The organism is Deltaproteobacteria bacterium (assembly GCA_011773515.1).
In the GTDB taxonomy this organism is placed as follows: Bacteria; Desulfobacterota; Deferrimicrobia; order J040; family J040; genus WVXK01.
Map to the genome: position 1 here is coordinate 37,828 of WVXK01000114.1, position 22,740 is coordinate 60,567.

Consider the following 22,740-nt stretch of genomic DNA (forward strand, 5'->3'; position numbering starts at 1 on the left):
GGAACGAGCACGCCGGGCTCGAGGAAAAACTCCCGGCCGAAAAACTCCCATTTCCCGATGATCAGCTGAAGCGGCTCCCGCTTTCTCCTCCTCGACAGGACTCCCTCCAGCCGCTCCGAAATCCCCTCTATCTCAACGTCTCCCGCTACGGGAATCTTCCCCGGGGCCAACCCGCAAACCCAGGAGGTGATGAACCGCGCCTCCGAATCGACATCATCCACCCCTATCCGGCCCAGTTCACGCCGCGCAATGGATAGTACATCCGATACCTTCATCGGGCTCTTTACTTGGCCTGCTTGAGCATTTCCGTCTGATAGTAGGTTACCAGATTGTCGATCACCTCATCCAGCTCTCCGCTGAGAACATCGGGGAGGTTATAGAGGGTAAGACCTATCCTGTGATCGCTGACGCGGTTCTTGGGAAAGTTATAGGTCCTGATCCTCTCGCTCCTGTCCCCCGTCCCCACCTGAGATTTCCTCATCTTTGAAATCTCTTCCATCTGTTTTCTCTGCTCCCTCTCGAAAAGCCGGGCCCTCAGTATCTTCATCGCCTTCGCCTTGTTCTTGTGCTGAGATTTTTCATCCTGGCAGGAGACGACTATTTCGGAAGGAACGTGGGTTATTCTCACTGCAGAATCCGTCGTGTTGACGGACTGGCCCCCTGGCCCGGAAGACCTCATCACCTCGATCCGCAAATCGTCCGGTTGAATATCCACGTCGATTTCCTCTGCTTCGGGGAGGACTGCAACCGTGGCCGTGGACGTGTGTATTCTTCCGCCCCCTTCCGTCTCGGGAATCCGCTGAACACGGTGAACGCCGCTTTCATACTTGAGGAGGCTGTATGCCCCCTTCCCCGCTATGAGGGCGATGATCTCCTTGTACCCCCCAAGGCCCGTGGGGTGGGAGCTCAGGATTTCAATGGAGAAGCCCTTCCTCTCGGCGTACATGGCGTACATCCTGAAAAGGTCTGATGCAAAAAGAGACGCCTCTTCGCCCCCCGCTCCGGCTCGTATCTCGAGAAGGATGTTCTTGTCGTCACTCGGGTCTTTCGGCAACAACAGCACCTTGAGGTCACTCTCCTGTTTCTCCTTCTGCCCCTCCAGCCGGGTAATATCTTCCTTGATAAACTCCCGGAGCTCTCCGTCATCCTCGCCGACGAGCATCTCCCGCGCTTCCTCCAGTTCGGCGAGGGTACGCTTGTAATCCCGGTAGTGACTCGCTATCTCGCTGATCTCGGCATACTGCTTCGCGTATTCCCTGAAGACCCTCTGATCGCCTATCACGTCGGGATCGGACAGTATCTTCGAAAGTTCCGCTTCCCGCTTCAGTATCGTTTCAAGCCTCTCGAGCATTGCACGTATCTCCCTTCAGGCAAGGGGCCCATCGAGCGAGCTCAGTGAAGCGAGGGCCACTTCAACCTGTTTGACATCCGGCTCCCTCGTCGTGATCTTCTGAAGGAGCATACCGGGACCGGACAGCAATCTGAAAACAAGCGATTTTTTCCTCTTTCCCGCCAGCCTTATGAACTCGTACGAGATGCCGGCAATGATCGGGAGGAGTACGATGCGCATTGCACCCTTTGCAAACACCGACATACCAGCCGGTACGAGGCTGAACACGACGATGCTGATACAGAGAAGGAAGAGAATAAAAGAGGTACCGCACCGGGGATGGAACCGCGGATAGCGCATCACCTCGCTTGCCTCGAGAACCGCACTGTCCTCATACGCGTTCACCACCTTGTGCTCCGCCCCGTGGTACTCAAAAACCCTCCTGATATCATCTATATACGAGATTGCCCCGATGTAGAGGAGAAAAACGAGAATGCGAACGCCCCCCTCCAGGAGGTTGAAGGTGCCCCCCCCCACCGGCAAGCCCGTTGCCCCGGAAAAGCCGAGCCCCGCAAGAAAGGGAAGAAGGAAAAAGAGGACCAGGGCCAGGCACAGAGCCATGATCACGGTAACGCCCATGAGGAGAGGGGAAAACCCTTTCTCCTCTTCCTGCGTTGCCACTGCAGCGGAATAGTTCAGGGCCTTCAGGCCGATCACGAGCATCGAGAAAAGAATTATCAGTCCCCTTAAAAAGACCGTCTTCTGCAGTTTTTTCGCGAAACGCCCGCTTTCGATAGAGAACCTTTCGCACACGATCCCTCCCGAGGGCGACCTGACTGCAACCGCATACCTGTCGCCGCCTTTCATCATGACGCCTTCTATCACCGCCTGTCCTCCCAGGACGAATTCCCTGTCGATATTCACGACCTATACCTCACGTAACCGACCTGGAACAGGGGACTCAGAGGTCCAGAAACTCTTTTCTGACTTCATCTGGCTTTCCACAGGTGAACTCACCTTCCGTGCAGGGGCCCCTCAGGCAACCAGGCCCGGATTTCTCGAATATGACGGGAGCCACCTCCCTTCCCTTCTTCAGCATTTCCTTCGCCATATTGCGTATCTCCCACTGGGCCCTCCTGCAGCAGCGCAGCTGAAAGAAATGATTCAGCTCACGGGCGTTCATCGTGATGATGATGCGGGTAATCGCCGCGTTGGGAAGTATATAACGGGCATCCTCGGGGGGGATACCCTTCTCGATCAACATGCGGTAGAGGGACTCGATGCCCGTGATCTTTTCCCGGAAACTCGCGAGCGCCTCGCCGTCCGATTGAATCGAGGGGGGGATGACGATCTCGATATTGTCAAATTCAACGTAGCGCTGGCTCTGCTGGGAATATGAGGCGATTCGGTGCCGCACGAGCTGGTGGGACGTGGCCCTCGATATACCTTCCACCCCGAAGGTAAAACTCACGTGCTCCAGAACGGAGAGGTGCCCGAGGGAGATGATCTTCCTCACCAGCTTTTTCGCATAATCGTGGGAAAGATTTGAGTTCAGATCTTCAACGGTTGATTTTGTGTAGCAGAGACGGGCTGCGAGTGCGACTACCTTCTCCGGGTCGGTGGTGTATTTCAGCAGTTCAACATACATGAAATTCCCGGTTCATCACTGTTCACTTTCCGGCTGGCCATACTTCCTTCTGAACTTCTCCACCCGGCCCGCGGTATCGACGATCTTCTGTTTGCCCGTAAAGAAGGGATGGCAGTTGGAACAGATGGCGACCTTGATCTCCGAGAGAACGGAAAGCGTCTCAAAGGTGTTCCCGCAGGCGCATTTGACCACCGCCTTCTGGACCTTCGGATGGATGTCGTTTTTCATTTGCTTCCTCCACTTTTCACATTTATTTCAATGAAAGTTTTCCGGTTAACCGATAGAGCGGACAGCGCCTACTGATTCATAGATTCGAGAAACTCCTTGTTGGTCTTGGTCTTTGAGACCTTGTCTATCAAAAACTCCATGCTCTCGGCCGGAGAAAGAGGAGAGAGGAACTTCCGAAGTATCCATATTCTGTTCAGGTCGTTCTTGTCGATCAACAGCTCTTCTTTCCTCGTGCCGGACTTGTTGATATCGATAGCAGGGAATATCCGCTTTTCGGAAATTTTCCTGTCAAGGACCAGCTCCATGTTTCCGGTACCTTTGAATTCCTCGAAGATGACTTCGTCCATCCTGCTTCCCGTCTCTATGAGCGCAGTCGCGATGATGGTCAAGGAGCCGCCCTCCTCGGTATTCCTGGCAGCCCCGAAAAACCGCTTCGGCTTCTGAAGGGCGTTTGCGTCCACGCCCCCTGAAAGGACCTTGCCCGAAGGGGGAACAACGGCGTTGTAGGCCCTGGCAAGCCTGGTTATGCTGTCGAGGAGAATCACCACATCGAGTTTGTGCTCCACGAGCCTCTTCGCTTTCTCGATAACCATCTCCGCCACCTGGACATGCCTCTGTGCCGGCTCGTCGAAGGTGGAACTGATCACTTCACCCCTTACGCTGCGCTGCATATCGGTCACCTCTTCAGGCCTCTCGTCGATGAGGAGCACGATGAGGACGATCTCCTCGTGGTTGGTGGTGAGGGCATTTGCTATGTTCTGGAGGATAATCGTCTTCCCTGCCCGGGGCGGCGACGTTATCAGGGCACGCTGCCCTTTCCCGATGGGTGCGACCTGGTCGATTATGCGGGTCGAGATATTCTCGGGATCATATTCAAGGCTGAATTTCTCCATCGGGTAGAGTGGAGTCAGGTTGTCGAAGATGATCTTGTCCATCGCGTATTGCGGGTCATCGTGATTTATCTTCTCAACCTTCAGGAGAGCGAAGTACTTCTCCTCACCCTTGGGAGCGCGGATATGGCCCGTAACGGTATCACCCGTTTTCAGGACAAATCTGCGGATCTGCGACGGCGACACATAGATATCGTCCGGGCCGGGGAGGTAATTCGAATCGGGGGACCGGAGAAAACCATACCCGTCGGGAAGAATCTCCAGCACACCCTCTCCCTGGACAACGATCTCTTCCTGGTCTGAAATCTGGCTCGCCTGCAAAATAGCGTATATCAACTCAGGTTTTTTCAGCGCCGCTGCACCCTCGATAGAAAGTTGCTTCGCAATTTCCGTAAGTTCACTGATGCGCATTTTTTTCAGGTCTTTCAGGTTCATAAAATTACTCCTTGATACTCATATGTCGGTTTTCACGATGAGTTAATTGCCGTGAGCGTGAGTTTTAATAGAAATAGGTATACCTCGGTGGGTCCCTCTGTTAAATACAGTGATATTTTCAATCCTCACCCGGCAAAAGTCAAGCAAAATATGACTCGGGGAAACCCAGGCAATAGAGAAATCATTTCCCTCATCATGTTAGATTCATCTGCAGGCCTTTTCGCTTCGCCGGTCTGCCTCTTGGGTGTGCCTTGACGGTACGTTCCTCACGCCACCCGTGAGCAGATCTGGATAGCTGCTCATGCCCCGCTCCTGTTCCTTCATGAAATGTAGGCAACGCTTATCTGCCTGAGCCTGTTTTCGCTGCTTCTCCGGACGGAGTGAAACCGACCGTCACAGACCGTGCACTCCCGCAGGACGTCTATGCTCTCCTCTAGAAGCCCCGATGAAACCAGCTTTTTCCGGCAAATCCCTTTCAAGTCGAGAAGGAACCTGTCCCCTTTCGACCCGGTCAGGCACTCGGGGTAAAGGGAGACAAAGAGCTTGGCCACATCCCGGCCCACTTCATAGCAGCAGGCCGATGCAGAGGGACCGATGGCCGCCCTCAGCGATTCGGGGGGAGCACCGGTGGTTTTGCGGTAGAGCGCCAAACCCGTTTCGACAATTCCACCATCGAGGCCCCGCCACCCTCCGTGAATCATCAAGAATCCGGGACAGGACTCTGAAGCGACGATCACCGGAAGGCAATCCGCGGTGAGGATTGCCGTGCCCATCCCGGGGCTGACGCAGACGGCACCGTCCGCTTCTATGGTCCCCCTTTTCTCGAGATCTTCCTCCCGCGCAATGAGAACACGGGGGGAATGTACCTGCCGGAGCGTGAATATTCTGTCCGGGGGGATACCGAGAAATCTGAGCCCTTCCGGCACAGCATCCGGCGATTCCGTGTCGAGCCCCCGGGAACCGAAGGCGTGCACGAAACCCCGAATGCCGTTCAGCACGGATGACTGATATACAAGGAAACCGTCCATTGCTATGCCAGAAATTTCCAGAACTCTTTGAACTCCGGGGGGGTTTCTATCGAAAAGTCCATCCATCCCTCCGATTCCGGGTGCCGGAAGCCGATGTGGAAGGCGTGCAGAAGGTTCCTGTCAACGACGTGCTCTCTTTCACTCCTCCCGCTTCCGCGTTTGATTATTCTGCTGCGGCTCGAGTACACCCGGTCACCCACGACGGGATGGCCGAGGTGGGATGCGTGAACGCGGATCTGGTGCGTCCTCCCCGTCTTAAGGGTAAACTCGACAAGAGAAAAATCCGCCCTTTCATCAATTACCCGGTACTCGGTCAGGGCCCTCTTCCCCCTGTCGGGCAACACGCTCATCTTCTTCCGGTGCCGGGGATGCCTGCCGATGAAAGTTTCGATGGCTCCTGTCTTTTTCCTCAACAGCCCGAAAAGGATTGCCCTGTATTTTCTCGAGATGGTGTGGAGGGAAAACTGCCTCGCCAGCCTCCTGTGGGCACGATCGGTTTTCGCCACGAGCATGATTCCTGACGTCTCCCTGTCGAGCCGGTGTACGATACCCGGGCGGGCTGCGCCGCCTTCGCTGGATAATTTTTTCAACCGCCCGATTAGGGCATTCACCAGGGTCCCCGAGGGGTGGCCGTAGGATGGGTGGACGACGAGACCGGAGGGCTTTTCTATGACCGCAACGGAGTCATCTTCGTAAATGATCCTGATATCAATATCTTCTGGAACGAGGCGGGGAACTTCGGGATCAGGGATCAAGATCTCGACCGCGTCTCCATGCCGGACCATCTCCCCTGCCTTTCTCGGCACGGTCCCGTTGACCTTGACACCTCCCCCATCAACGATTTTTTTAACAAACGACCTCGATAGGTGTGGGAGTTTTTCCAGAATGTACACGTCGAGCCGGGACGTTTTCCCTCTGTCTGAGACAAGGAAAGAAAATGATTCAGGCATATCACCAGATCTTGGACGGGATTTTCGGAGCCTGCTTCACCAGGATGTCGACCAGAGCCCTCTCGAACAGGTTATAGCTCTCGAGGATCTCCTGATCGACCCGGTTTTCGTAGTACTGCCTTCCCTCTTCGATTTCATCTTTCAAAATCGTGAAAAGATTGTCGTTTCTGATTCCCTCCTCCATCTTTGCCGCGTTGTACAGGGCAATATCCGAGACAACAGCCCTGGCGATCCTCCTTGCAACATCGGGGTCTTTGACCTTCTCCAAAGCAAAACCTCCCTTGTTTTTGCTGTAGATTCTACATTATTTTCAGCGCCAAATACAGAGTCCTTCCTTTTCTCAGGACGAGGGCGGAGAGCACATCGCCTCCTTCGAGGGAATCGATGATTTTGTTGTAATCGGCAACATCCCCGACCTTCATCCTGTTGAGGTCGATTATGATATCCTCGTTTCTCATCCCGGCGAGATAGGCCGGCGCCCCGGGCAAGACTGCCTCGATTCTCACGCCCCCGGTAACACCGACGCTCTTTTTTATCGACTCGGGGATATCACCCACCACGAGGCCGAGAACATCCGCTTCGGGATCTTTGAAAGAAAATATATCCGACTCCTTGGGGCTGTCGGCAATGACCGCATCCAGGGAAATCTTCTTTCCCTCCCTCATGACATCCACGCTCGCCTTCTTCCCCACCTCATAGGTCGCCACCATGCGCTGGAACTCCCTGACCGAGTTCACGGGTTCCCCGTTGAAGGCAAAAACAATATCTCCTCTCAACAGGCCCGCCTTTTCGGCAGGCGAACCCGCAAAGATGTTGTTTATCAGCACCCCCACCTGTTGCGGGATGCCGAAGGATGCGGCAAGGTCGACCGTTAAGTCCTGAATGCCGACCCCGAGCCAACCTCTCCTCACTCCCCCTGTCTTGATTATCTGTTCGGTTATGTTTTTCACGAGAGTGATAGGGATAGCAAACCCTATTCCCTGCCCCGAGCTTATGATTGCCGTGTTGATTCCTATTACCTCGCCATCGAGGTTCAACAGGGGGCCCCCGCTGTTGCCGGGATTGATCGATGCATCCGTCTGGATGAAGTCCTCATAGGTTTCAATGCCGATGTCAGTTCTTCCCTTGCCGCTGATGACGCCGACGGTCACCGTGGAATTCAGCCCGAAGGGGTTTCCCACGGCAATCGCCCACTGTCCGACCCTCAGGTCCGACGAATCCCCGAGTTTCGCGGGGACGAGCTTCCTCTCCGCAGATACCTTCAAAACCGCTATGTCCGTCTTCGGGTCTGCCCCGATCACCCTGGCTTTGTACTCGCTTGAATCAAACAGCCTGATCGTGATCTCCCCCGCATCCCTGATTACATGCTCGTTGGTAACGATGTAGCCCTTATCGGAAATGACGACCCCCGACCCGAGGCTCGTCTCTGCTCCGTGAGGGATCATGGGGAAGATACCCTCGAAGAAGTCGTGAAGGAAGGGTTTCTTTTCCGTCGTATCTTTTTGCTTGATCTTGGGTGTGGTGCTTATGTTCACCACCGACGGGACCGTGTCATCCGCAACCCGCACGAAGGCCTGCTCCATGCTTCGTATAATGTCGAGGTCACTGACCGCAGCAGCCGCACCGGGCCCTCCACCCACTGTCGCCTGCTTCTGCGTGTCCGGCTCCTTGACCCGCTCGCATCCGGAAACCACGAGAAGGAGCGCCGCAGTGGACAGGAGAAAAAGCAGCGCTCGAAGGATTCGAATCTTATTCAGTCGTGTCTGAAATCCCGCGCCCATCAACCGTCTCCAGGATCTTCCTGCCCTTTTTAACGTCTCTTTTCATCTGCCCGATAAGGTCGTTTGCGGAGGCAAACTTCCTCTCATCCCTTATTCTATCAATAAAGTGTAACGAAATCTCCCTGCCGTATATATCCCCTGAAAAGTCGAGCATGTGCACTTCGACCCTGAGCGTCTTTTCCCCGAAAGTGGGGTTGAAGCCGATGTTCGTAAGACCCCGGAATTTTTCGCCACCCATATGCACGACTACCGCGTACACTCCCGGAAGAGGTATGATCTCGCTCTGGAAATCGATGTTTGCCGTTGGAAACCCGAGGGTCCTTCCCCTGCCTGCCCCCCGGACCACCGTTCCGCAGATCCTGTAGTTCCTTCCAAGGAAGAGGGCTGCCTCCCGCACTTTCCCCGAGAGGATAAGCTCCCTTATCCTCGTCGAAGAGACGATCGAGCCCATGAACCTGACCGGCTCTATTACCTCCACGTCAAATCCAAACTCTTTTCCCATTTTTTTGAGCAGCTTCGTATCGCCGATGCGTCCCTTTCCGAAGAAGAAATCGTACCCCACCACGACGCCCTTGACACGGAACATGCCCACGAGGATCTTTCTGGTGAAAACCTCAGGGGGCATGTCCGCCACACCTTCTCCAAAGGGAAAAAGGACGAAGAAGTCGATGCCGAAAGGCGAAACCAGGTCGATCTTTCTGTCGACCGTTGAAAGTTCGTAGAATCTTCCCCCGGGGTTGAAAAACTTAACCGGATGGGGATGGAACGTCAACAGGGCCGTTTTCCCATGCCTGCCTGCCATTTTCTTCAAGGATTTCAATATCTTCTGGTGGCCGAGGTGAACACCGTCGAAAATCCCGATGGTTACATAACTTCCCTCCTTGAAATCCTCGAGATTCTGAATTCCCCGTATTACCTTCATCCCTCAGAGCACCTCGTTGAACGCTTCCCCGGCAGAGAAAAGGGGAAGCTGAAAATATTTCAGGACAGTCGCCCCGACAACGGAAAAAGTGTGTTTCACCCCGAGACTCCTGCCCGCCCTCCCCTTCCGGTATATGAGGAGGGGCACCACCTCCCTCGTGTGGTCGGTGCCCGGGTAGGTGGGATCGTTCCCATGGTCCGCCGTAACGATAACCATGTCGTCCGCTGAGAGCCACTTCAGGATCCCGGGAATGGCACCGTCAAATCGAGCGAGGGCTCCTGCAAAACCCTGCACGTCGTTCCTGTGGCCGTAGACCGTGTCGAAATCGGTCAGGTTCGCGAAAATAAGGCCGGATGGGGCCTTCCTGATACAGTCGACCAGCACCCTGGTCGTCTCATCATTATCCGCCGTTTTGATGATCCGCGAAAATCCCCTCCCGGAAAACATCTCCCCCACCTTTCCCACGGATACCACTTCTATGCCTTCTTTCGCAAGGATGTCTGCAACGGTATCCCCCTCGGGCTCGAGGGGAAAATCCCTCCGTCCATATGTTCTGAAAAAATTTCCCTCCTCCCCCGAGAACGGCCGTGCGATGACCCGGAGAACCCGCAGGGGATTCACGATTTCCCTCGCCTTCCGGCATACACGATACAGGCCCTCCTCGGGCAAAACCTTCTCATGGGCGGCGATCTGGAAAACACTGTCGGCCGATGTGTATACGATGAGCTTCCCCGTCCTCATATGCTCGAGTCCAAGCCGCGCGATAATCTCCGTGCCGGATGCAGGTCTGTTCCAGAGGTATCCAAATCCCGTCTCCCTTTCGAAGGCCTCCATGACGTGGGAAGGAAAACCATCGGGAAAGACGGGGAACGGTTCCCGCACCGTTATCCCCATCATCTCCCAGTGACCGGTAACCGTGTCTTTGCCGGCAGAGCTCTCATGGAGAGACCCGTAACAGGCCAGGGGCTTTAACACGGGAGGCAGTCCCCTGAACTGCCCGAGATTGCCCATGCCGAGGCCGGCGAGGTTGGGAAGGTTAACACCCGTCACCTCCAGAACATGGCCGAGCGTGTTCGCACCTTCATCCCCATAGAGCGAAGCATCCGGTGCGCTTCCGATACCCACTCCGTCCAGCACAATGATTATTGCCCTCTTCCTGCTCATACAGCCCTGTCATCTTGAGGATTTCTATTTCCTGTATTACTATGAAATGAAAATGAGCCGAACCCCCGATACGGAATGACGAGAATAAACCGCGCAATACTGAAAGAACTTTTCCCCTCTGTCATCGCCGGCGTCCTCATTTTCACCCTTATCGTGATTGCCCAGCAGCTCATCAAGATTTCAGATTATATCATCGCAGGGGGCGTCCCACCCCTTGAAATCGGAAAGCTCATTCTCTACTCCCTCCCTGCATTCCTGGAGATAAGCATACCGGTGTCGCTGATCCTCGGCGTGACGATCACCTTCTCACGGCTCTCCATTGACAGCGAACTCGTGGCCATCAGATCATCCGGCATAAGCATCAGACAGCTTTTACCTCCCGTTGTCGTTACTTCTCTCATCTGCTTTTTCGGCCTTCTCTACCTGACCCTATATGGGGCGGCAGCTGGCTATAACAACCTTTTCACGACGGTACGGAAACTATCTTACTACGGGTCGAGGGAAATCATCAAAGAGGGTGTATTCATCAAGCTCACCGATACGACGCTCATCTACGTTGAGCACATGAGCCCTGACGGAGCGAATTTGAACAGAATCATGATATCGGAAAAGAAAAACTTCGACGAACCGATAATCATAACCGCCCAAAATGGAGAGAGGGTCCCCTCCCGGGAAAAGGAAGAGGGTGGGCTCCTCCTGAGCAACGGAATCATGGACCAGAAAATCGCGAAAAACGATGCACACCACGTGGTAACCTTTGAAAAGCTCTCGTTCAACATAGACGGCGGCGAGGGGAAAGCCTCCCTTCATGTGAAAAAGCCCAAAGAGATGTCGGTGGCGGAAATACTCAAAGTCATCAGAAAGGGGGGGACCTCCAGAAACAGGATGGTCGATCTCATATTCTCCCTCAACCGGAGGCTATCCCTCCCCTTCTCCTGCATCGTTTTCGCCTTTTTCGCCGTTCCCCTGGGATCGGTGCAGAGGAGCAGGGGAAAATCGTCATCCCTCATCATCACCGGCGTAATGGTGTTTATATACTACCTTTTTCTCGGAGTGGCCAAGAGTTTAAAGAACGCATCCCCCGCGCTGTCCATTGGAATAATATGGTTCCCCAATATCCTGTTTGGCCTCGTGACGGTAATTGTCTTTACGTGGATGGAAAAAGATCCATCCTTCGCCGATAAATTCCGGAAGCTGACGGGGATGAAAAGTTGATCCCGATACTCAAGAGATACATAAGCACGGAATACCTGAAAACGCTCGTTTTCACCCTCATTTTCATCATCATGCTCTTTCACCTCGTCGATCTGATGGACCACCTCGACAACTTTTACCTATACGGGGCGGGCAACGATGTGATCCTGAAGTTCTACATTCTTAAAACTCCCGAATATTTTGTCGCTTTCCTCCCCTTTGCCCTGCTGATTTCATCGGTCCTCCTCCTCGTCATCAGGTCCAGGTTCAACGAGACTATCGCAATGTTTGCATCCGGCGTGAGCCTCATGGGGATCATCGGGCCGATCCTCGTCATCGCCGTTTTTTCCGCTTTCCTCTCTTTCCTTACGTCGGAAATTGTCGTGCCGAGGACTTCGCTGGCAGCGCGGGACATCGAGGCAAACTACATAAGGAAGAAAGAGCGGGCCGCAAGGTTTTTCCAGAACAGGTACTGGCTGAAAGTGGAAGACGGGTTGATCGTAGCCCACCTGCTCGATGAAGAAAAAAGCAGTGTTCTCGGCTTCACCTATCTCGTCCTCGACGACCGGGGGAATCTCAAGCAGAGATTCGATGCGCGGGAAGCGACGTACAACGGCGTGTGGAACCTGAAAAACGTCGATATCCTTACCCTCGAAGGGCAACCGAGTATGGCAAAAGTGGCCGGCACATCACTTGAGCTCCCCGCGAGCTTCGACACCTTCTTCAGTTCCCAGAAGTCTCCCGCGGACATGAACTCGAGAGACCTGTCGCGGTACATCAGGGAGATAAAGCACAAGGGCTTCGACGCGCGCAGCTACCTCGTGGACTATCACTCGCGCTTCTCCTACCTCACCCTCAACCTGGTCATCATCTTCCTCGCAGCACCCTTCTCCCTGGTTGGACCGAGGAAGGGAGTCCTCATCACGAGCGTGGTCCTGTCCGTGGTGATCGGCTTTTCCTGCTGGGCCCTCTTTTCCGTTTTCATCGCCTCGGGCCGCAAAGGAATTCTCCCACCCCTGGCGGCCTCCTGGGCGCCCGTTTTGCTGGTGGCGGGGGTAGCTTACCTGGTCTACAAGAAGCTCCGGGTCTGAAGGTTTTTAAAGAAAAAGGGGATACCTGTCCTGTCTTGAGCAAAGCCCCCGAAGCTGCGGATCGTAATCCTGCCCTCACCGGGAACCTGAAATCCCCCGGCGATTGCAAAACGAGGTATCTTCAGGTCCCCTCCTGCCAGGACGATAGATATTCCCTCTGCCGCGCGGTGAGCCGGTCTATCTTCACGCCCATCGCGCGGAGCTTCATTTCGGCAATTTTCCTGTCTATCTCAGGGGGAACGCTGTGGACTTTATTCTCCAGCCCCTTTCCGGAGCGCACGATGAACTCGGCACTGAGGGCCTGGTTTGCGAAGGACATGTCCATGACGCTCGCCGGGTGGCCTTCTGCGGCGGCGAGATTGATCAACCGTCCCTCCCCGAGGAGAAAAATCCTTCTTCCGTTCTCGAGGGTGTATTCGACGACAAATTCCCTTATTTCCCTCTTTTTCACCGTGAGCTTTTCCAGGGCTTTGAGGTTGATCTCGACGTTGAAGTGACCGGAGTTGCATACAATCGCACCGTCTTTCATGAGCAGGAAATGCTTTTCATCAATGACATCGACATCGCCCGTAACGGTGCAGAATATATCCCCTTTCGGCGCAGCCCTGCTCATCGGCACCACCTGGAAGCCGTCCATCACTGCCTCCAGAGCCCTGAGCGGGTCGACCTCCGTTACGGTGACGTGCGCACCCATGCCCCTGGCCCTCAAGGCAAGCCCCTTGCCGCACCACCCGTACCCGGAAACGACGAACTCAGATCCGGCCATGAGCCTGTTCGTAGCCCTGAGGATGCCGTCGATGGTGGACTGCCCGGTGCCGTGCCTGTTATCGAACATGTGCTTGGTATGTGCCTCATTCACCGCAATGATCGGGTACTCGAGCACAGAAGAAGCGGCCATGCTTCTCAAACGTATTACCCCGGTGGTCGTCTCTTCAGTGCCCGCGACGACATCCTTCAGGTAGACCCGCTTTTGCCGGTGGATGGTGGAGACCAGGTCCGCCCCGTCATCCATGGTGATGTTCGGCTTGATCTCGAGCGCGTTCAATATGTGACGGTAATAGACCTTTTTGCTTTCACCCTTGATCGCATATACGAAAATGTCATGATTTCTGGCCAGAGCCGCAGCTACATCATCCTGCGTGCTCAGAGGATTGGAGGCGCAGAGGCTTACCGCCGCGCCACCCTCCTTCAACGCGATGACGAGATTTGCCGTCTCCGTGGTCACGTGGAGACAGCAGGCGACAGAAACACCCCCGAGGGGCTTCTCCCTCCGGAAGGTGTCCCGAATATCCTTGAGAACCGGCATTTCCATCGCCGCCCACTCGATTCGTTTTTCCCCCGTCCTGGAAAGCCTCAGGCTGGCAACATGCGATTTTTGCATCGTCCCTCCTTGCCACTCTCGTAATTTATGGGAATGGGTAACATTCCGGGGCCCCGGCAAAAGCGCCACAAAAAAGCTTCAAACCCCCAGCCTCAAGAGGTCTTTCAGGGCCGAAACACCGTCCCGGTTCTCCCAGGGAAACCCTTCATCTTCCCTGCCGAAGTGCCCGTATGCGGCCGTTTTCAGGTAGATCGGGCGAAGCAGGTCCAGTTTCTTCGTAATCATCCCCGGCCGCATGTCAAAAATATCGGGGATAACCTCCTCCACCTCTTTTTCCGGTATCACCCCGGTATTGAAGAAGTCGAGGTTCACGGAAACAGGTTCCGGGACCCCGATTGCATACGCGATCTGGATCTCACACTTCCTGGCCACCCCGGCGCCGATGATGTTCTTCGCGATGTACCGCGCCATGTACGAAGCGCTCCTGTCCACCTTCGAAGGATCCTTTCCCGAAAATGCCCCGCCCCCGTGGCGGCTCGACCCGCCGTAGGTATCGACGATGATCTTTCTTCCCGTAAGCCCCGTGTCGGCCATCGGCCCCCCGGCAACGAACCTCCCCGTCGGGTTCACGAGAAAGTTGGTCCGGTAGGTAATGAACTCGGGGGGAACCACCTTCTTCACCACCTCCTCCAGGATCCCGTCTTTGAGATCTGCGTCGCTCACCTCCGGCGTGTGCTGGGAAGAAACGACAACGGTGACCACCTCGACAGGCTTGCCCTCGTCATACTGAACCGTAACCTGGCACTTTCCGTCGGGCCATATGAAGGGAAGGATCCCCTCCTTCCTGCACCGGGCAAGCCGTTTCGATATCTTATGGGCAATCATTATCGGTAGAGGCATGAGCTCGGGTGTTTCGTCACAGGCGAAGCCAAACATCATACCCTGATCCCCGGCGCCCTGCTCCTCGGGAGCGCCCCGATCGACCCCCATGGCGATATCGGGAGACTGCCTGTTCAGAGCCACGACGACACCGCAAGAGTCGGCGTCAAATCCCGTCTCGGGGGTTACGTACCCGATACCCTTGATCGTATCCTTCACGATCCTCACCACATCGCAATCCGCCCCGGTGGTCACCTCCCCGCCGAGCATGACCAGACCCGCCGTTATCAGGGCTTCACAGGCAACCCGGGCATCGGCGTCCTTCCGTATGATATCGTCGAGTATCGCGTCCGATATCTGGTCGGCAACCTTATCGGGATGTCCTTCCGTGACCGATTCCGACGTGAACAGGTACGGCCTCTCAATCATCTATCCAACCTCCCGTGGCATTTCGCATTGCCCCGAACAGAACCGTCCGGGGAATTATACAATACCGCATCTAAAATTTCTCGACAATCTCCTCCGGATAGAGATCTTCGAATTTCCCGCGGAGCATGTCAGAAATGTCCCTCCCCGAGGCGCACGACTTTATCTCCTCCAAAAACTCCCGGGCATAGCCGAAGTCGGACTTTCGTATGATCGTCTTGGCAAGAGGAATCGAATCGGGATTCATGCTCAGCTCGTCGAGTTCGAGGCCTATGAGGACGGGGAGAAACATATGGTCTCCCGCCATCTCCCCGCACATGGCAGCTTTTATTCCCGCGCCGTGGGCCGCCTCAACGATGAACCTGATCATCCGGATTATGGCGGGATGGAGGGGGTCGTAGAGGTAGGTGACCGATTCGTTGACCCTGTCTATCGCGAGGCAGTACTGGATGAGGTCGTTCGTGCCGATGCTGAAAAAATCCACCATCCCGGCGAGGATATCCGAAATTATCGCAGCAGAGGGAACCTCGACCATGATGCCTATTTTGACCTCCTCGTCAAATGGGTGGCCATCCCTGGAGAGCTCCCGCTTCGCCTCGGAAACAACTTTCTTCGCCTCCTCGATTTCCCAGACGCAGGACACCATGGGAAACATTATGCGGACGTTGCCGTAAGCAGAGGCCCGGAGGATAGCCCGCAGCTGCGTCTTGAAGATCTCCTTTTCCTTCAGGCAGAACCGTATCGCCCGCAGCCCCATGGCGGGATTCATCTCCTCTGCAAGGTCAACGTGGCTCACGAACTTATCGCCCCCCAGGTCAAGGGTCCTGATCGTCACTTCACCCTTCTGGAACTTTTCGACAACACCCCGGTATATCATGAACTGCTCATCCTCCAGGGGCATGTCCCTCCGGTTCAGGTAGATAAACTCGGTCCGGTAAAGACCTATGCCGTCAGCCCCGAGAGCAAGAGCCTGCTCCGCTTCGTGGGGCATCTCGATGTTCGCCATGACCTTCAGCTTCCTCCCATCCCTCGTAACGGAAGGGAGTTTCGAAAATTTCACCAGGGCCTTTCGCTTCCTCTCCATCCGATCGAGTTTCTTGGTGTAATCCGATATGAGCGACTCATCGGGAGAGATGATTACGATGCCCTCGTACCCGTCTATTATGTACACCTCGTCGTAGGCAAAATAGCTGGTCACGTTCCCGAGACCGACGACGGCCGGTATCCTCAGTGACCGGGCGACTATCGCCGTGTGGGACGTCCTGCTCCCCATATCGGTGGCGAAACCCTTCACGGAACGCCCCACCATCTGGGCCGTGTCTGCCGGGGAGAGGTCATGGGCAATGACCACGACATCCTCGCCTACCTCGAGAATTGAATCAACCCTCCTGCCCGCCAGGTTCTCAAAAATCCTGTGGGCTATCTGTTTGATGTCATCGCCCCGCTGCTTCAGGTAGGGGTCCTCCATGCGGTGGAAGTTCTCGACAAGGTCCTTCAGCACTTTATCCAGAGCCCACTCCGCTCTGAAGAAATAATCCCGAATCATCTTGATCGTCGCATCGATGAGCATCGAATCTTCGAGCATGGAGATGTGGACCCCGAGAATCTGGTAGTGCTCGCCGTTTTTTTCGATTAACGACTCCTGGATCTCCGAGAGCTGTATCCTGGACCGATCGACGGCCCCCAGGAACTTCTCGACCTCTATCTCCACTTCCTCCCGGGAAACGTAGGACTTGACAAAGCTCGGCAGGCTCCTGTCGAGAAAAAAGCCCTTTGCGATTGCAATGCCCGGCGAGGCGGGTATGCCGCTTGCTATTATATTTTTCCTGTCCCTGTGCATCTATTTCTCGTAGAATCTTCTCTTTACCAGGTCTTCGATCGCTTTTACTGCCTCATCTGCGTCATCACCTTCCGCCGAAACCTTGATCATCGAGCCTTTGGGGGCCGCGAGCATCAGGATCCCCATGATGCTCTTGCCATTGACCTCTATGCCGTCCTTGAATATGAATATTTCGGACTGGAATTTACTCGCAAGGTTGGCGAGGGAAGATGCGGCCCTCGCGTGCAGTCCGAGTTCATTCTTTATCATCAGGTTCTTGACGACCCGGGTAGATTCACTCGTTTCCAGTTCGCTCATCCCGTTACCCCATGACGAGAGAAATGAGTACCACAAACATTGCCGAAAAAATGACTATCTCCGATGTGGCAGCAATCTTCCGGTAGATAAACTCCAGCGCAACAACCAGACACAGGGAAACCAGGAACTGGATTCCCGTGAAAACGAATTTCTGGTCAACGGCGAGAATTCTCGAAATGAAAAAACCCAGGTAAACCCCGAGAAAGATCATCACCAGCGCACGGATATACTCATTCTTTTCGGCAAAGTTATTTTCCCTGAGATACTGGTATATCCCATTTGGAGACGCGAGGGACATCTTGAATCCCATGATCCTCATCCGGAGGTGAAAATAGTTATACGCCAGCACGAGAAGCACGATCCCGAGATAGGGGTTGACCAGGGCAGCAAGAACCGACATGAGAGAAACAAAAGGTTTCAGAGACCCCCAGAAAAAGGAGTCGCCGATAGCCCCGAGAGAACCCATGAGACCCACTTTCGCAGAATTGACGGCGGAAGGTTCGACTTCGCCCTTCTGGATTTTCTCCTCGAAAGCAAGTGACATGGCCGCGAGGTGAGAAGAGAAATAGGGATGGGTGTTGAAAAACTCAACGTGCCGCTTTGCCGCCTCCCGTATCTTGTCCGGCTCGCCCGCGTATATCTTCTCCAACCCCGGAAGAATCGTATAGAGAAAGCCCACACTCTGCATGTTTTCAAAGTTCCAGCATGCCTGAACAAGCATGCTCCTTAGAAAGACCCGGGATTTCGTTTTGCGATCCAGCACCCTTAAAAAACCCCCATCTCGAATATTATGAACGCAATGGCTCCCGAAGCGAGAGCCATGTGGAAAAAAGCGCTCTTGTTGCTCACCCTGCAGTGCTGGTAGACGCTTACCGCTCCGGTTGCAGGGATGATGAGGTACATGACCAGAAACGGTGAGATGACATACCGCGGAATGGCGGGGACGACCAGTTTGCCCGCCAGGATGCCCAGGACTATCCAGGAAAAGGATAGGAGCACCCCCGCCAGGAGCCAGAGGACAATCGATGCGTAAATACAGGAGCGCACCGTCTCCAGGTCACCCAAATCGACACCCGACACGGCGTACCTCGATATCTTTCCGTTCATCCTCCTGACCAGGATGTCAACCTCCCTGCCCAGTTCCCCAACGAGAACCGACGCGGATCCGATGAGCGCAATATCGGCAAACCCCACTTCTCTGGAAAACGACAGATAGGCAACGGCTACGGTGCCGAAAAGAGCGGCTCCCGTATCGTCGGGAGGAACCGAGGCGCCAACGGGAAGCCGCGAAACCCAGAGCATTTCCAGGAGTATCCCAAGAGTAACACACTCCGGCAACCGGTTAAAGAGAGCCCCCGTGATCACCGCGATCGCTATCGGCCGGTGAATCATCATCTGCAGAACCGCGACCCTGTCCAGGTAAATAATCCCACACAGGAGTATCAGGACTGCCACCTTTGTGGTCAGGCTTATCTCCATCGTGGCTATTTCCCTATTTCAGCTCTATATCTATTTCCCTGTCAGAGGGCACTGCCTTGACATCGATCTGCACACCGAGATCCTTCAGCTTTCTCACGATCCTCTCGTCGTCTGCATCAAAAAAAACCGTGGAGGATATCCTCTTTTTTCCCGTCTCATAGTGGAGGTTGCCCACGTTGATTTTCAATATACCCGGGACCTCTTTGACGATGCTCAACGCAACTTTCAGATCCCTGCAGAGAACGAGAACCCTCTTGCTCTCTTTACCCCTGGCCCAGCACCCCGATACAAAATCCTTTACGGAAGAGCAGAAAAGGTCCACATCGGGTGGGACCGCCATCTTCATGACTTCTTTCATCATGAAATCTGATGCGGTCCTGTCATCAACGACGACTATTTCTGAGGCACCCGTGAAGGGCAACCATGCCTCGATAACCTGTCCGTGGACAAGCCTTGAATCTATTCGGACAAGAGCTATCTGCACATTTAACTCCTTCCTACCCTCCTCTTTAATATTTCGCTTGCGATTGTTATGTTTTTCTGTCCGTACTCCTTTATAAACCGGGCCAGATCCTCCAGATTCTTCTCCTTCTCCCTTGCAGTAGGAACCCGCAAAACCATCGGTGTATTCACCCCCGTTATCACCTCCACGTCATATCTTCCAAGAAATGACAATGAGAGGTTCGAAGGTGTGCCTCCGAACATGTCCGTCATGACGAGCACCCCGTCGCCACTGTCCACCGATTTGATTGCCTTCTCGATGTCGTTGTGAATCTTCTCCATAGACGCTTTCGCATCTATATTTACCGCCATGGCATGCTCGATCTTTCCCACGATCAACTCGGCAGTCTTCAGCACCTCCGTTGCAAGGTTTCCGTGCGATACGATGACGACACCAATCATGACTCATGCACCCCCAGATTCTGTTTTTGTAATATCCCTGTGCTTTACATTTATATCAGCATTGCCGTGCTTATTGCCAATGAATTTCACGACCTCCTCAGCAACTGCCACCGACCGGTGGCGCCCTCCGGTGCACCCGATTGCCACCGTGAGGTATGCCTTTCCCTCACCTATGAACTTCGGAAGCAAAAAGTCAAGCAAATCCCCAATCTTATCGATATATATCCTGGAATCTTCGTTGGCAAAAATATATTTTCTCACTTCCTCCTCCCTCCCGTCTTTGTCTTTCAAGCCCCCAACGAAGTGGGGGTTGGGGAGGAACCGGGCGTCAAAGAGAATATCGGCCTCGGCCGGTATCCCGTATTTGAACCCGAAACTCAGAAAGGTGACGTTTAGCTTCGTAAGTTCCTCTACGGGCATCTCCTTTCTGATAAATTCCTTCAGCTCATGGATGCTCATGTCGGCTGTGTTTATGTAGAGGTCGACATAGGACCTGACCGTTTTGAGAAATTCCCTTTCCTTGCCGATGCTGTCTAACGGATTTTCCGACTCTGAAAGCGGGTGCTTTCTGCGCGTTTCGCTGAACCTCCTCACCAGGACATCATCGTCGCAATCGAGGAAGATCACCCGAAACTGGATCTCCATCTTGCGGAAATAGTCGACGAGCTCGGGAAATTGGGAAAAAAACTCCTTCCCTCTCACATCTATGACGAAGGCCATTCTCTGCTTCGCCAGCTCCTCCCCGATCAACAGCTCCACGATTCGCGGTATGATAACCACGGGCACATTGTCGACGCAGAAAAAACCGGTATCTTCGAGCACTTTTAATGCGGTGCTCTTTCCGGAACCGGAGATCCCCGTTATTATGATAACCAGTGGGGGTGTCATTTTTCCTTCTTCTTCCTGTATTTAAGGCGTCTCTTAGCAATTGCGTCACGCTGTTTCGAGGAGAACTCGACCGCCGAATCGACCCCCGTCTGCTTGAGCAGGTAATTTCTCACGCCAACTTCCACGAGCGTCGACAGGTCCCGCGCCGGGCTCACCGGAAAAAGGATACTGGGCAGTTTCACGTTCAACAGCTTGAAAGACCTCTCAGGAATGCCCGTACGGTCATACTTCTTGTTCGAGTCCCACTCTTCGAGCTCGATGACAAGATCCACCTGTTTCTCCTCTATTATCGACGACAGGCCAAAAAGATCCCGTATGTTGATAATCCCCAGGCCTCTTATCTCCATGTAGTGCTTGATCACGTCCCCGCCCCTTCCAAGCAGGGTATTGTGCCCCCTTTTCTCGATTTCGATCGCGTCGTCTGCAACGAAACGGTGCCCTTTGCAGATCAGGTCGAGGGCGCACTCGCTCTTCCCTATCCCGCTCGACCCGGTGATCAAGACCCCCACACCGTAAATATCCATCAGGACGCCGTGGACCGTTGTCCGCTCGGACAACTCCAAAGAAAGATAACCGATTATTTTTTCTATCAGGGTCGACGTGTCATACCCTGACAGGAGAACGGGAAGCCGGACCTTGGCCGACATGCTCTTCAAACCATGCGGGGGGGTTACTCCCCCCGCAAAAATGATACAGGGGAGGCCGGAGCCGCACAGTTTTTCAAGAACCTCCCTACCTTTCCTTGCATCGAGGCTCTCGAAAAATATCATTTCGGCCTCGCCGGCAATCTGAATCCTGTCAGGATGGAAGGACCTGAATATGCCGGCAAAAACGAGGCCCGACTTCTGAATTCTGGATGTGGTTATCTGACGTGTCTTGCCCGACTTCCCTGAAAAAAAGCTGAGGTCTAAATCAATATTGGTATCTTTGAAAAGCTTTTCTACTGATATCGTTCTCATGTGAACCGCCGGCCGCTTTTTTCATAACCTCTCGTCCTCTTCTCTCAATATCTCAACCATCTCTATTTGTGATCCGGCATCCATGATTTTTTTCCGAAACCTATCAGTCTTGAGCAGTCTCGATATCCTTGCAAGGGCCTTCAGATGGAGGCCCGCTGAGTTTTCGGGGGCGACGAGAAGAAAAAAGAGGTGCGCCGGCTTTCCGTCCATGGATTGAAAATCAACACCCTTCGTGCTCCTTCCGAGAGCACCGGTCAGAAATTTGATCCCCGGGTACTTGCCGTGAGGTATGGCAACTCCCTCGCCTATTCCCGTCGACCCGAGCGATTCCCGCTCGAGCAGAATGTTTGCCAGCTCTACCGGCGCTATTTCCTCGCAATTTCCCGCGACAACGCCTGCAAGTTCCTTTATCACCTCATCTTTTGTTTCGGCTTTCAGCTCCTCTACCACCGTTTCTGGAAATAGGAGGTCAAATATCTTCACGGTTCCTTCCTCTACCCTTTCATGGTTCGATAAACCCTACCCTGCCGTCCTTCAGCCTGCACACGACATTGTAGGTATTTGTCTCGAAATTGAGAAAAAGAAGCACATCCTTCCCTGAAAACTCCAGGTGCTTTACGGCATCGTCCATAGTCATAGGTTTCGGCAGGGAGTTGTTCAACCTCACCACCTCAACACCCCCGGAAACCGATATGTCTTCCTCCTCAATCACCTCATCGAGGATACTTTTGTTGAGGGAACCGTAATTTGCATGCTCCTTCCTTTTTTCCCTGAATTTCTTGACCTGCTTTTCTACCTTGTCGACGACCAGGTCGATAGCGGAGAACAGGTCGTCTGTCTCCTCGATCGCCTTTACGGAGATTCCCTTTGCAGTGAGCAAAACCTCGGCTATGTGCCGGTATTTCTTGACACTCAGGATCACACTTGCGTCGAAGGGGTTGTTGATGACCTTGTCCAGCTTGGTGATCTTGTCCACTGCGTACCCCTTGAGCGTCTCATTGGGCTCTATCTGCCGGAATGTAACCGTGATCCCCATTTATCCGCCTCCAAACGCGAACGTTCCTTGTTCATATTTTGCAAATGTTTA

Annotated in this window: 26 protein-coding genes; 2 read left to right on the plus strand and 24 right to left on the minus strand. The window is 54.0% G+C overall.

Translation table 11 applies throughout. The features are described 5' to 3' along the window. The 12 genes from GTN70_12255 to GTN70_12310 all read right to left on the minus strand — a co-directional run. A partial coding sequence (locus GTN70_12255; GenBank protein NIO17727.1) for a hypothetical protein occupies nt 1-275 on the minus strand: 275 nt, incomplete at its 3' end. A gap of 8 nt (nt 276-283) precedes the next feature. Continuing rightward, on the minus strand, nt 284-1,351 hold the full coding sequence (gene prfA, locus GTN70_12260) for a peptide chain release factor 1 (protein ID NIO17728.1): 1,068 nt from the start codon (nt 1,349-1,351) through the stop codon (nt 284-286). Between the two features lie 15 nt (nt 1,352-1,366). Beyond that, nucleotides 1,367-2,254 carry a DUF1385 domain-containing protein gene (locus GTN70_12265; protein NIO17729.1) on the minus strand — a complete coding sequence of 296 codons (888 nt, stop codon included), beginning with the start codon at nt 2,252-2,254 and terminating at the stop codon, nt 1,367-1,369. 37 nt (nt 2,255-2,291) lie between these two features. Further along, complete coding sequence (locus GTN70_12270; GenBank protein NIO17730.1) at nt 2,292-2,978, minus strand: FAD-dependent thymidylate synthase; 687 nt, start codon at nt 2,976-2,978, stop codon at nt 2,292-2,294. Nucleotides 2,979-2,993: 15 nt separating this feature from the next. Continuing rightward, nucleotides 2,994-3,206 (minus strand): 50S ribosomal protein L31, encoded by a 213-nt coding sequence (gene rpmE / locus GTN70_12275; GenBank protein NIO17731.1) that lies wholly within the window; start codon nt 3,204-3,206, stop codon nt 2,994-2,996. Nucleotides 3,207-3,274: 68 nt separating this feature from the next. Further along, on the minus strand, nt 3,275-4,531 hold the full coding sequence (rho, locus tag GTN70_12280) for a transcription termination factor Rho (protein NIO17732.1): 1,257 nt from the start codon (nt 4,529-4,531) through the stop codon (nt 3,275-3,277). A 320-nt stretch (nt 4,532-4,851) separates the two neighbouring features. After that, nucleotides 4,852-5,559, minus strand: coding sequence for a hypothetical protein (locus GTN70_12285; GenBank protein NIO17733.1), 708 nt, complete (start codon nt 5,557-5,559; stop codon nt 4,852-4,854). A 2-nt stretch (nt 5,560-5,561) separates the two neighbouring features. Then, nucleotides 5,562-6,509: an RluA family pseudouridine synthase gene (locus tag GTN70_12290; protein ID NIO17734.1), complete on the minus strand. Its 948-nt coding sequence runs from the start codon at nt 6,507-6,509 to the stop codon at nt 5,562-5,564. 1 nt (nt 6,510) lies between these two features. Continuing rightward, a complete protein-coding gene (locus GTN70_12295; protein NIO17735.1) occupies nt 6,511-6,777 on the minus strand; it encodes a hypothetical protein in 267 nt (88 codons plus the stop codon). Nucleotides 6,778-6,808: 31 nt separating this feature from the next. Next, the gene (locus GTN70_12300) at nt 6,809-8,290 is read right to left on the minus strand and encodes a Do family serine endopeptidase (protein ID NIO17736.1); all 1,482 of its coding nucleotides are present in this window, start codon (nt 8,288-8,290) and stop codon (nt 6,809-6,811) included. Next, nucleotides 8,259-9,212 carry a bifunctional riboflavin kinase/FAD synthetase gene (locus GTN70_12305; GenBank protein NIO17737.1) on the minus strand — a complete coding sequence of 318 codons (954 nt, stop codon included), beginning with the start codon at nt 9,210-9,212 and terminating at the stop codon, nt 8,259-8,261. The genes GTN70_12300 and GTN70_12305 overlap by 32 nt, the downstream gene beginning before the upstream one ends. A 3-nt stretch (nt 9,213-9,215) precedes the next feature. Beyond that, nucleotides 9,216-10,376, minus strand: coding sequence for a phosphopentomutase (locus GTN70_12310; protein ID NIO17738.1), 1,161 nt, complete (start codon nt 10,374-10,376; stop codon nt 9,216-9,218). A 75-nt stretch (nt 10,377-10,451) separates the two neighbouring features. Here GTN70_12310 and GTN70_12315 point away from each other — a divergent pair, with 75 nt between their 5' ends. Both GTN70_12315 and GTN70_12320 read left to right on the plus strand, forming a co-directional pair. Continuing rightward, nucleotides 10,452-11,591 (plus strand): LptF/LptG family permease, encoded by a 1,140-nt coding sequence (locus GTN70_12315; protein ID NIO17739.1) that lies wholly within the window; start codon nt 10,452-10,454, stop codon nt 11,589-11,591. Then, nucleotides 11,588-12,661, plus strand: coding sequence for an LptF/LptG family permease (locus GTN70_12320; protein NIO17740.1), 1,074 nt, complete (start codon nt 11,588-11,590; stop codon nt 12,659-12,661). Before GTN70_12315 ends, GTN70_12320 begins: the two co-directional genes overlap by 4 nt. A gap of 121 nt (nt 12,662-12,782) precedes the next feature. Here GTN70_12320 and GTN70_12325 read toward each other — a convergent pair whose 3' ends face one another. The 12 genes from GTN70_12325 to raiA all read right to left on the minus strand — a co-directional run bounded on the left by GTN70_12325 (nt 12,783) and on the right by raiA (nt 22,689). Continuing rightward, complete coding sequence (locus GTN70_12325) at nt 12,783-14,042, minus strand: adenosylhomocysteinase (protein NIO17741.1); 1,260 nt, start codon at nt 14,040-14,042, stop codon at nt 12,783-12,785. Between the two features lie 78 nt (nt 14,043-14,120). Then, on the minus strand, nt 14,121-15,290 hold the full coding sequence (locus GTN70_12330) for a methionine adenosyltransferase (protein NIO17742.1): 1,170 nt from the start codon (nt 15,288-15,290) through the stop codon (nt 14,121-14,123). 70 nt (nt 15,291-15,360) lie between these two features. Beyond that, complete coding sequence (gene ptsP / locus GTN70_12335; GenBank protein ID NIO17743.1) at nt 15,361-17,127, minus strand: phosphoenolpyruvate--protein phosphotransferase; 1,767 nt, start codon at nt 17,125-17,127, stop codon at nt 15,361-15,363. Beyond that, nucleotides 17,128-17,424 carry an HPr family phosphocarrier protein gene (locus GTN70_12340; protein ID NIO17744.1) on the minus strand — a complete coding sequence of 99 codons (297 nt, stop codon included), beginning with the start codon at nt 17,422-17,424 and terminating at the stop codon, nt 17,128-17,130. 4 nt (nt 17,425-17,428) lie between these two features. After that, on the minus strand, nt 17,429-18,145 hold the full coding sequence (locus tag GTN70_12345) for a hypothetical protein (protein NIO17745.1): 717 nt from the start codon (nt 18,143-18,145) through the stop codon (nt 17,429-17,431). Nucleotides 18,146-18,189: 44 nt separating this feature from the next. Continuing rightward, on the minus strand, nt 18,190-18,903 hold the full coding sequence (locus GTN70_12350; protein ID NIO17746.1) for a hypothetical protein: 714 nt from the start codon (nt 18,901-18,903) through the stop codon (nt 18,190-18,192). A gap of 13 nt (nt 18,904-18,916) precedes the next feature. Further along, entirely contained in the window at nt 18,917-19,387 is a 471-nt protein-coding gene (locus GTN70_12355; protein ID NIO17747.1) for a PTS transporter subunit IIB, read from the minus strand. Between the two features lie 2 nt (nt 19,388-19,389). Beyond that, the gene (locus GTN70_12360; protein NIO17748.1) at nt 19,390-19,806 is read right to left on the minus strand and encodes a PTS fructose transporter subunit IIA; all 417 of its coding nucleotides are present in this window, start codon (nt 19,804-19,806) and stop codon (nt 19,390-19,392) included. Nucleotides 19,807-19,809: 3 nt separating this feature from the next. Then, nucleotides 19,810-20,694: an RNase adapter RapZ gene (rapZ, locus tag GTN70_12365; GenBank protein NIO17749.1), complete on the minus strand. Its 885-nt coding sequence runs from the start codon at nt 20,692-20,694 to the stop codon at nt 19,810-19,812. Further along, nucleotides 20,691-21,653, minus strand: coding sequence for an HPr(Ser) kinase/phosphatase (gene hprK, locus GTN70_12370; GenBank protein NIO17750.1), 963 nt, complete (start codon nt 21,651-21,653; stop codon nt 20,691-20,693). The genes rapZ and hprK overlap by 4 nt, the downstream gene beginning before the upstream one ends. Before the next feature lie 21 nt (nt 21,654-21,674). Further along, nucleotides 21,675-22,136, minus strand: coding sequence for a PTS transporter subunit EIIA (locus GTN70_12375; GenBank protein NIO17751.1), 462 nt, complete (start codon nt 22,134-22,136; stop codon nt 21,675-21,677). A gap of 19 nt (nt 22,137-22,155) precedes the next feature. After that, a complete protein-coding gene (raiA, locus tag GTN70_12380; protein ID NIO17752.1) occupies nt 22,156-22,689 on the minus strand; it encodes a ribosome-associated translation inhibitor RaiA in 534 nt (177 codons plus the stop codon). Nucleotides 22,690-22,740 lie beyond the last annotated feature (51 nt).

Coding starts and splice junctions, on each gene's coding strand:
- prfA (NIO17728.1), bottom strand. CDS start 1,351: ATGCTCGAGAGGCTTGAAACGATACTGAAGCGGGAAGCGGAACTTTCG.
- GTN70_12270 (NIO17730.1), bottom strand. CDS start 2,978: ATGTATGTTGAACTGCTGAAATACACCACCGACCCGGAGAAGGTAGTC.
- rpmE (NIO17731.1), bottom strand. CDS start 3,206: ATGAAAAACGACATCCATCCGAAGGTCCAGAAGGCGGTGGTCAAATGC.
- rho (NIO17732.1), bottom strand. CDS start 4,531: ATGAACCTGAAAGACCTGAAAAAAATGCGCATCAGTGAACTTACGGAA.
- GTN70_12285 (NIO17733.1), bottom strand. CDS start 5,559: ATGGACGGTTTCCTTGTATATCAGTCATCCGTGCTGAACGGCATTCGG.
- GTN70_12290 (NIO17734.1), bottom strand. CDS start 6,509: ATGCCTGAATCATTTTCTTTCCTTGTCTCAGACAGAGGGAAAACGTCC.
- GTN70_12300 (NIO17736.1), bottom strand. CDS start 8,290: ATGGGCGCGGGATTTCAGACACGACTGAATAAGATTCGAATCCTTCGA.
- GTN70_12305 (NIO17737.1), bottom strand. CDS start 9,212: ATGAAGGTAATACGGGGAATTCAGAATCTCGAGGATTTCAAGGAGGGA.
- GTN70_12310 (NIO17738.1), bottom strand. CDS start 10,376: ATGAGCAGGAAGAGGGCAATAATCATTGTGCTGGACGGAGTGGGTATC.
- GTN70_12315 (NIO17739.1), top strand. CDS start 10,452: ATGACGAGAATAAACCGCGCAATACTGAAAGAACTTTTCCCCTCTGTC.
- GTN70_12325 (NIO17741.1), bottom strand. CDS start 14,042: ATGCAAAAATCGCATGTTGCCAGCCTGAGGCTTTCCAGGACGGGGGAA.
- GTN70_12330 (NIO17742.1), bottom strand. CDS start 15,290: ATGATTGAGAGGCCGTACCTGTTCACGTCGGAATCGGTCACGGAAGGA.
- ptsP (NIO17743.1), bottom strand. CDS start 17,127: ATGCACAGGGACAGGAAAAATATAATAGCAAGCGGCATACCCGCCTCG.
- GTN70_12340 (NIO17744.1), bottom strand. CDS start 17,424: ATGAGCGAACTGGAAACGAGTGAATCTACCCGGGTCGTCAAGAACCTG.
- GTN70_12345 (NIO17745.1), bottom strand. CDS start 18,145: ATGCTTGTTCAGGCATGCTGGAACTTTGAAAACATGCAGAGTGTGGGC.
- GTN70_12350 (NIO17746.1), bottom strand. CDS start 18,903: ATGGAGATAAGCCTGACCACAAAGGTGGCAGTCCTGATACTCCTGTGT.
- GTN70_12360 (NIO17748.1), bottom strand. CDS start 19,806: ATGATTGGTGTCGTCATCGTATCGCACGGAAACCTTGCAACGGAGGTG.
- rapZ (NIO17749.1), bottom strand. CDS start 20,694: ATGACACCCCCACTGGTTATCATAATAACGGGGATCTCCGGTTCCGGA.
- hprK (NIO17750.1), bottom strand. CDS start 21,653: ATGAGAACGATATCAGTAGAAAAGCTTTTCAAAGATACCAATATTGAT.
- raiA (NIO17752.1), bottom strand. CDS start 22,689: ATGGGGATCACGGTTACATTCCGGCAGATAGAGCCCAATGAGACGCTC.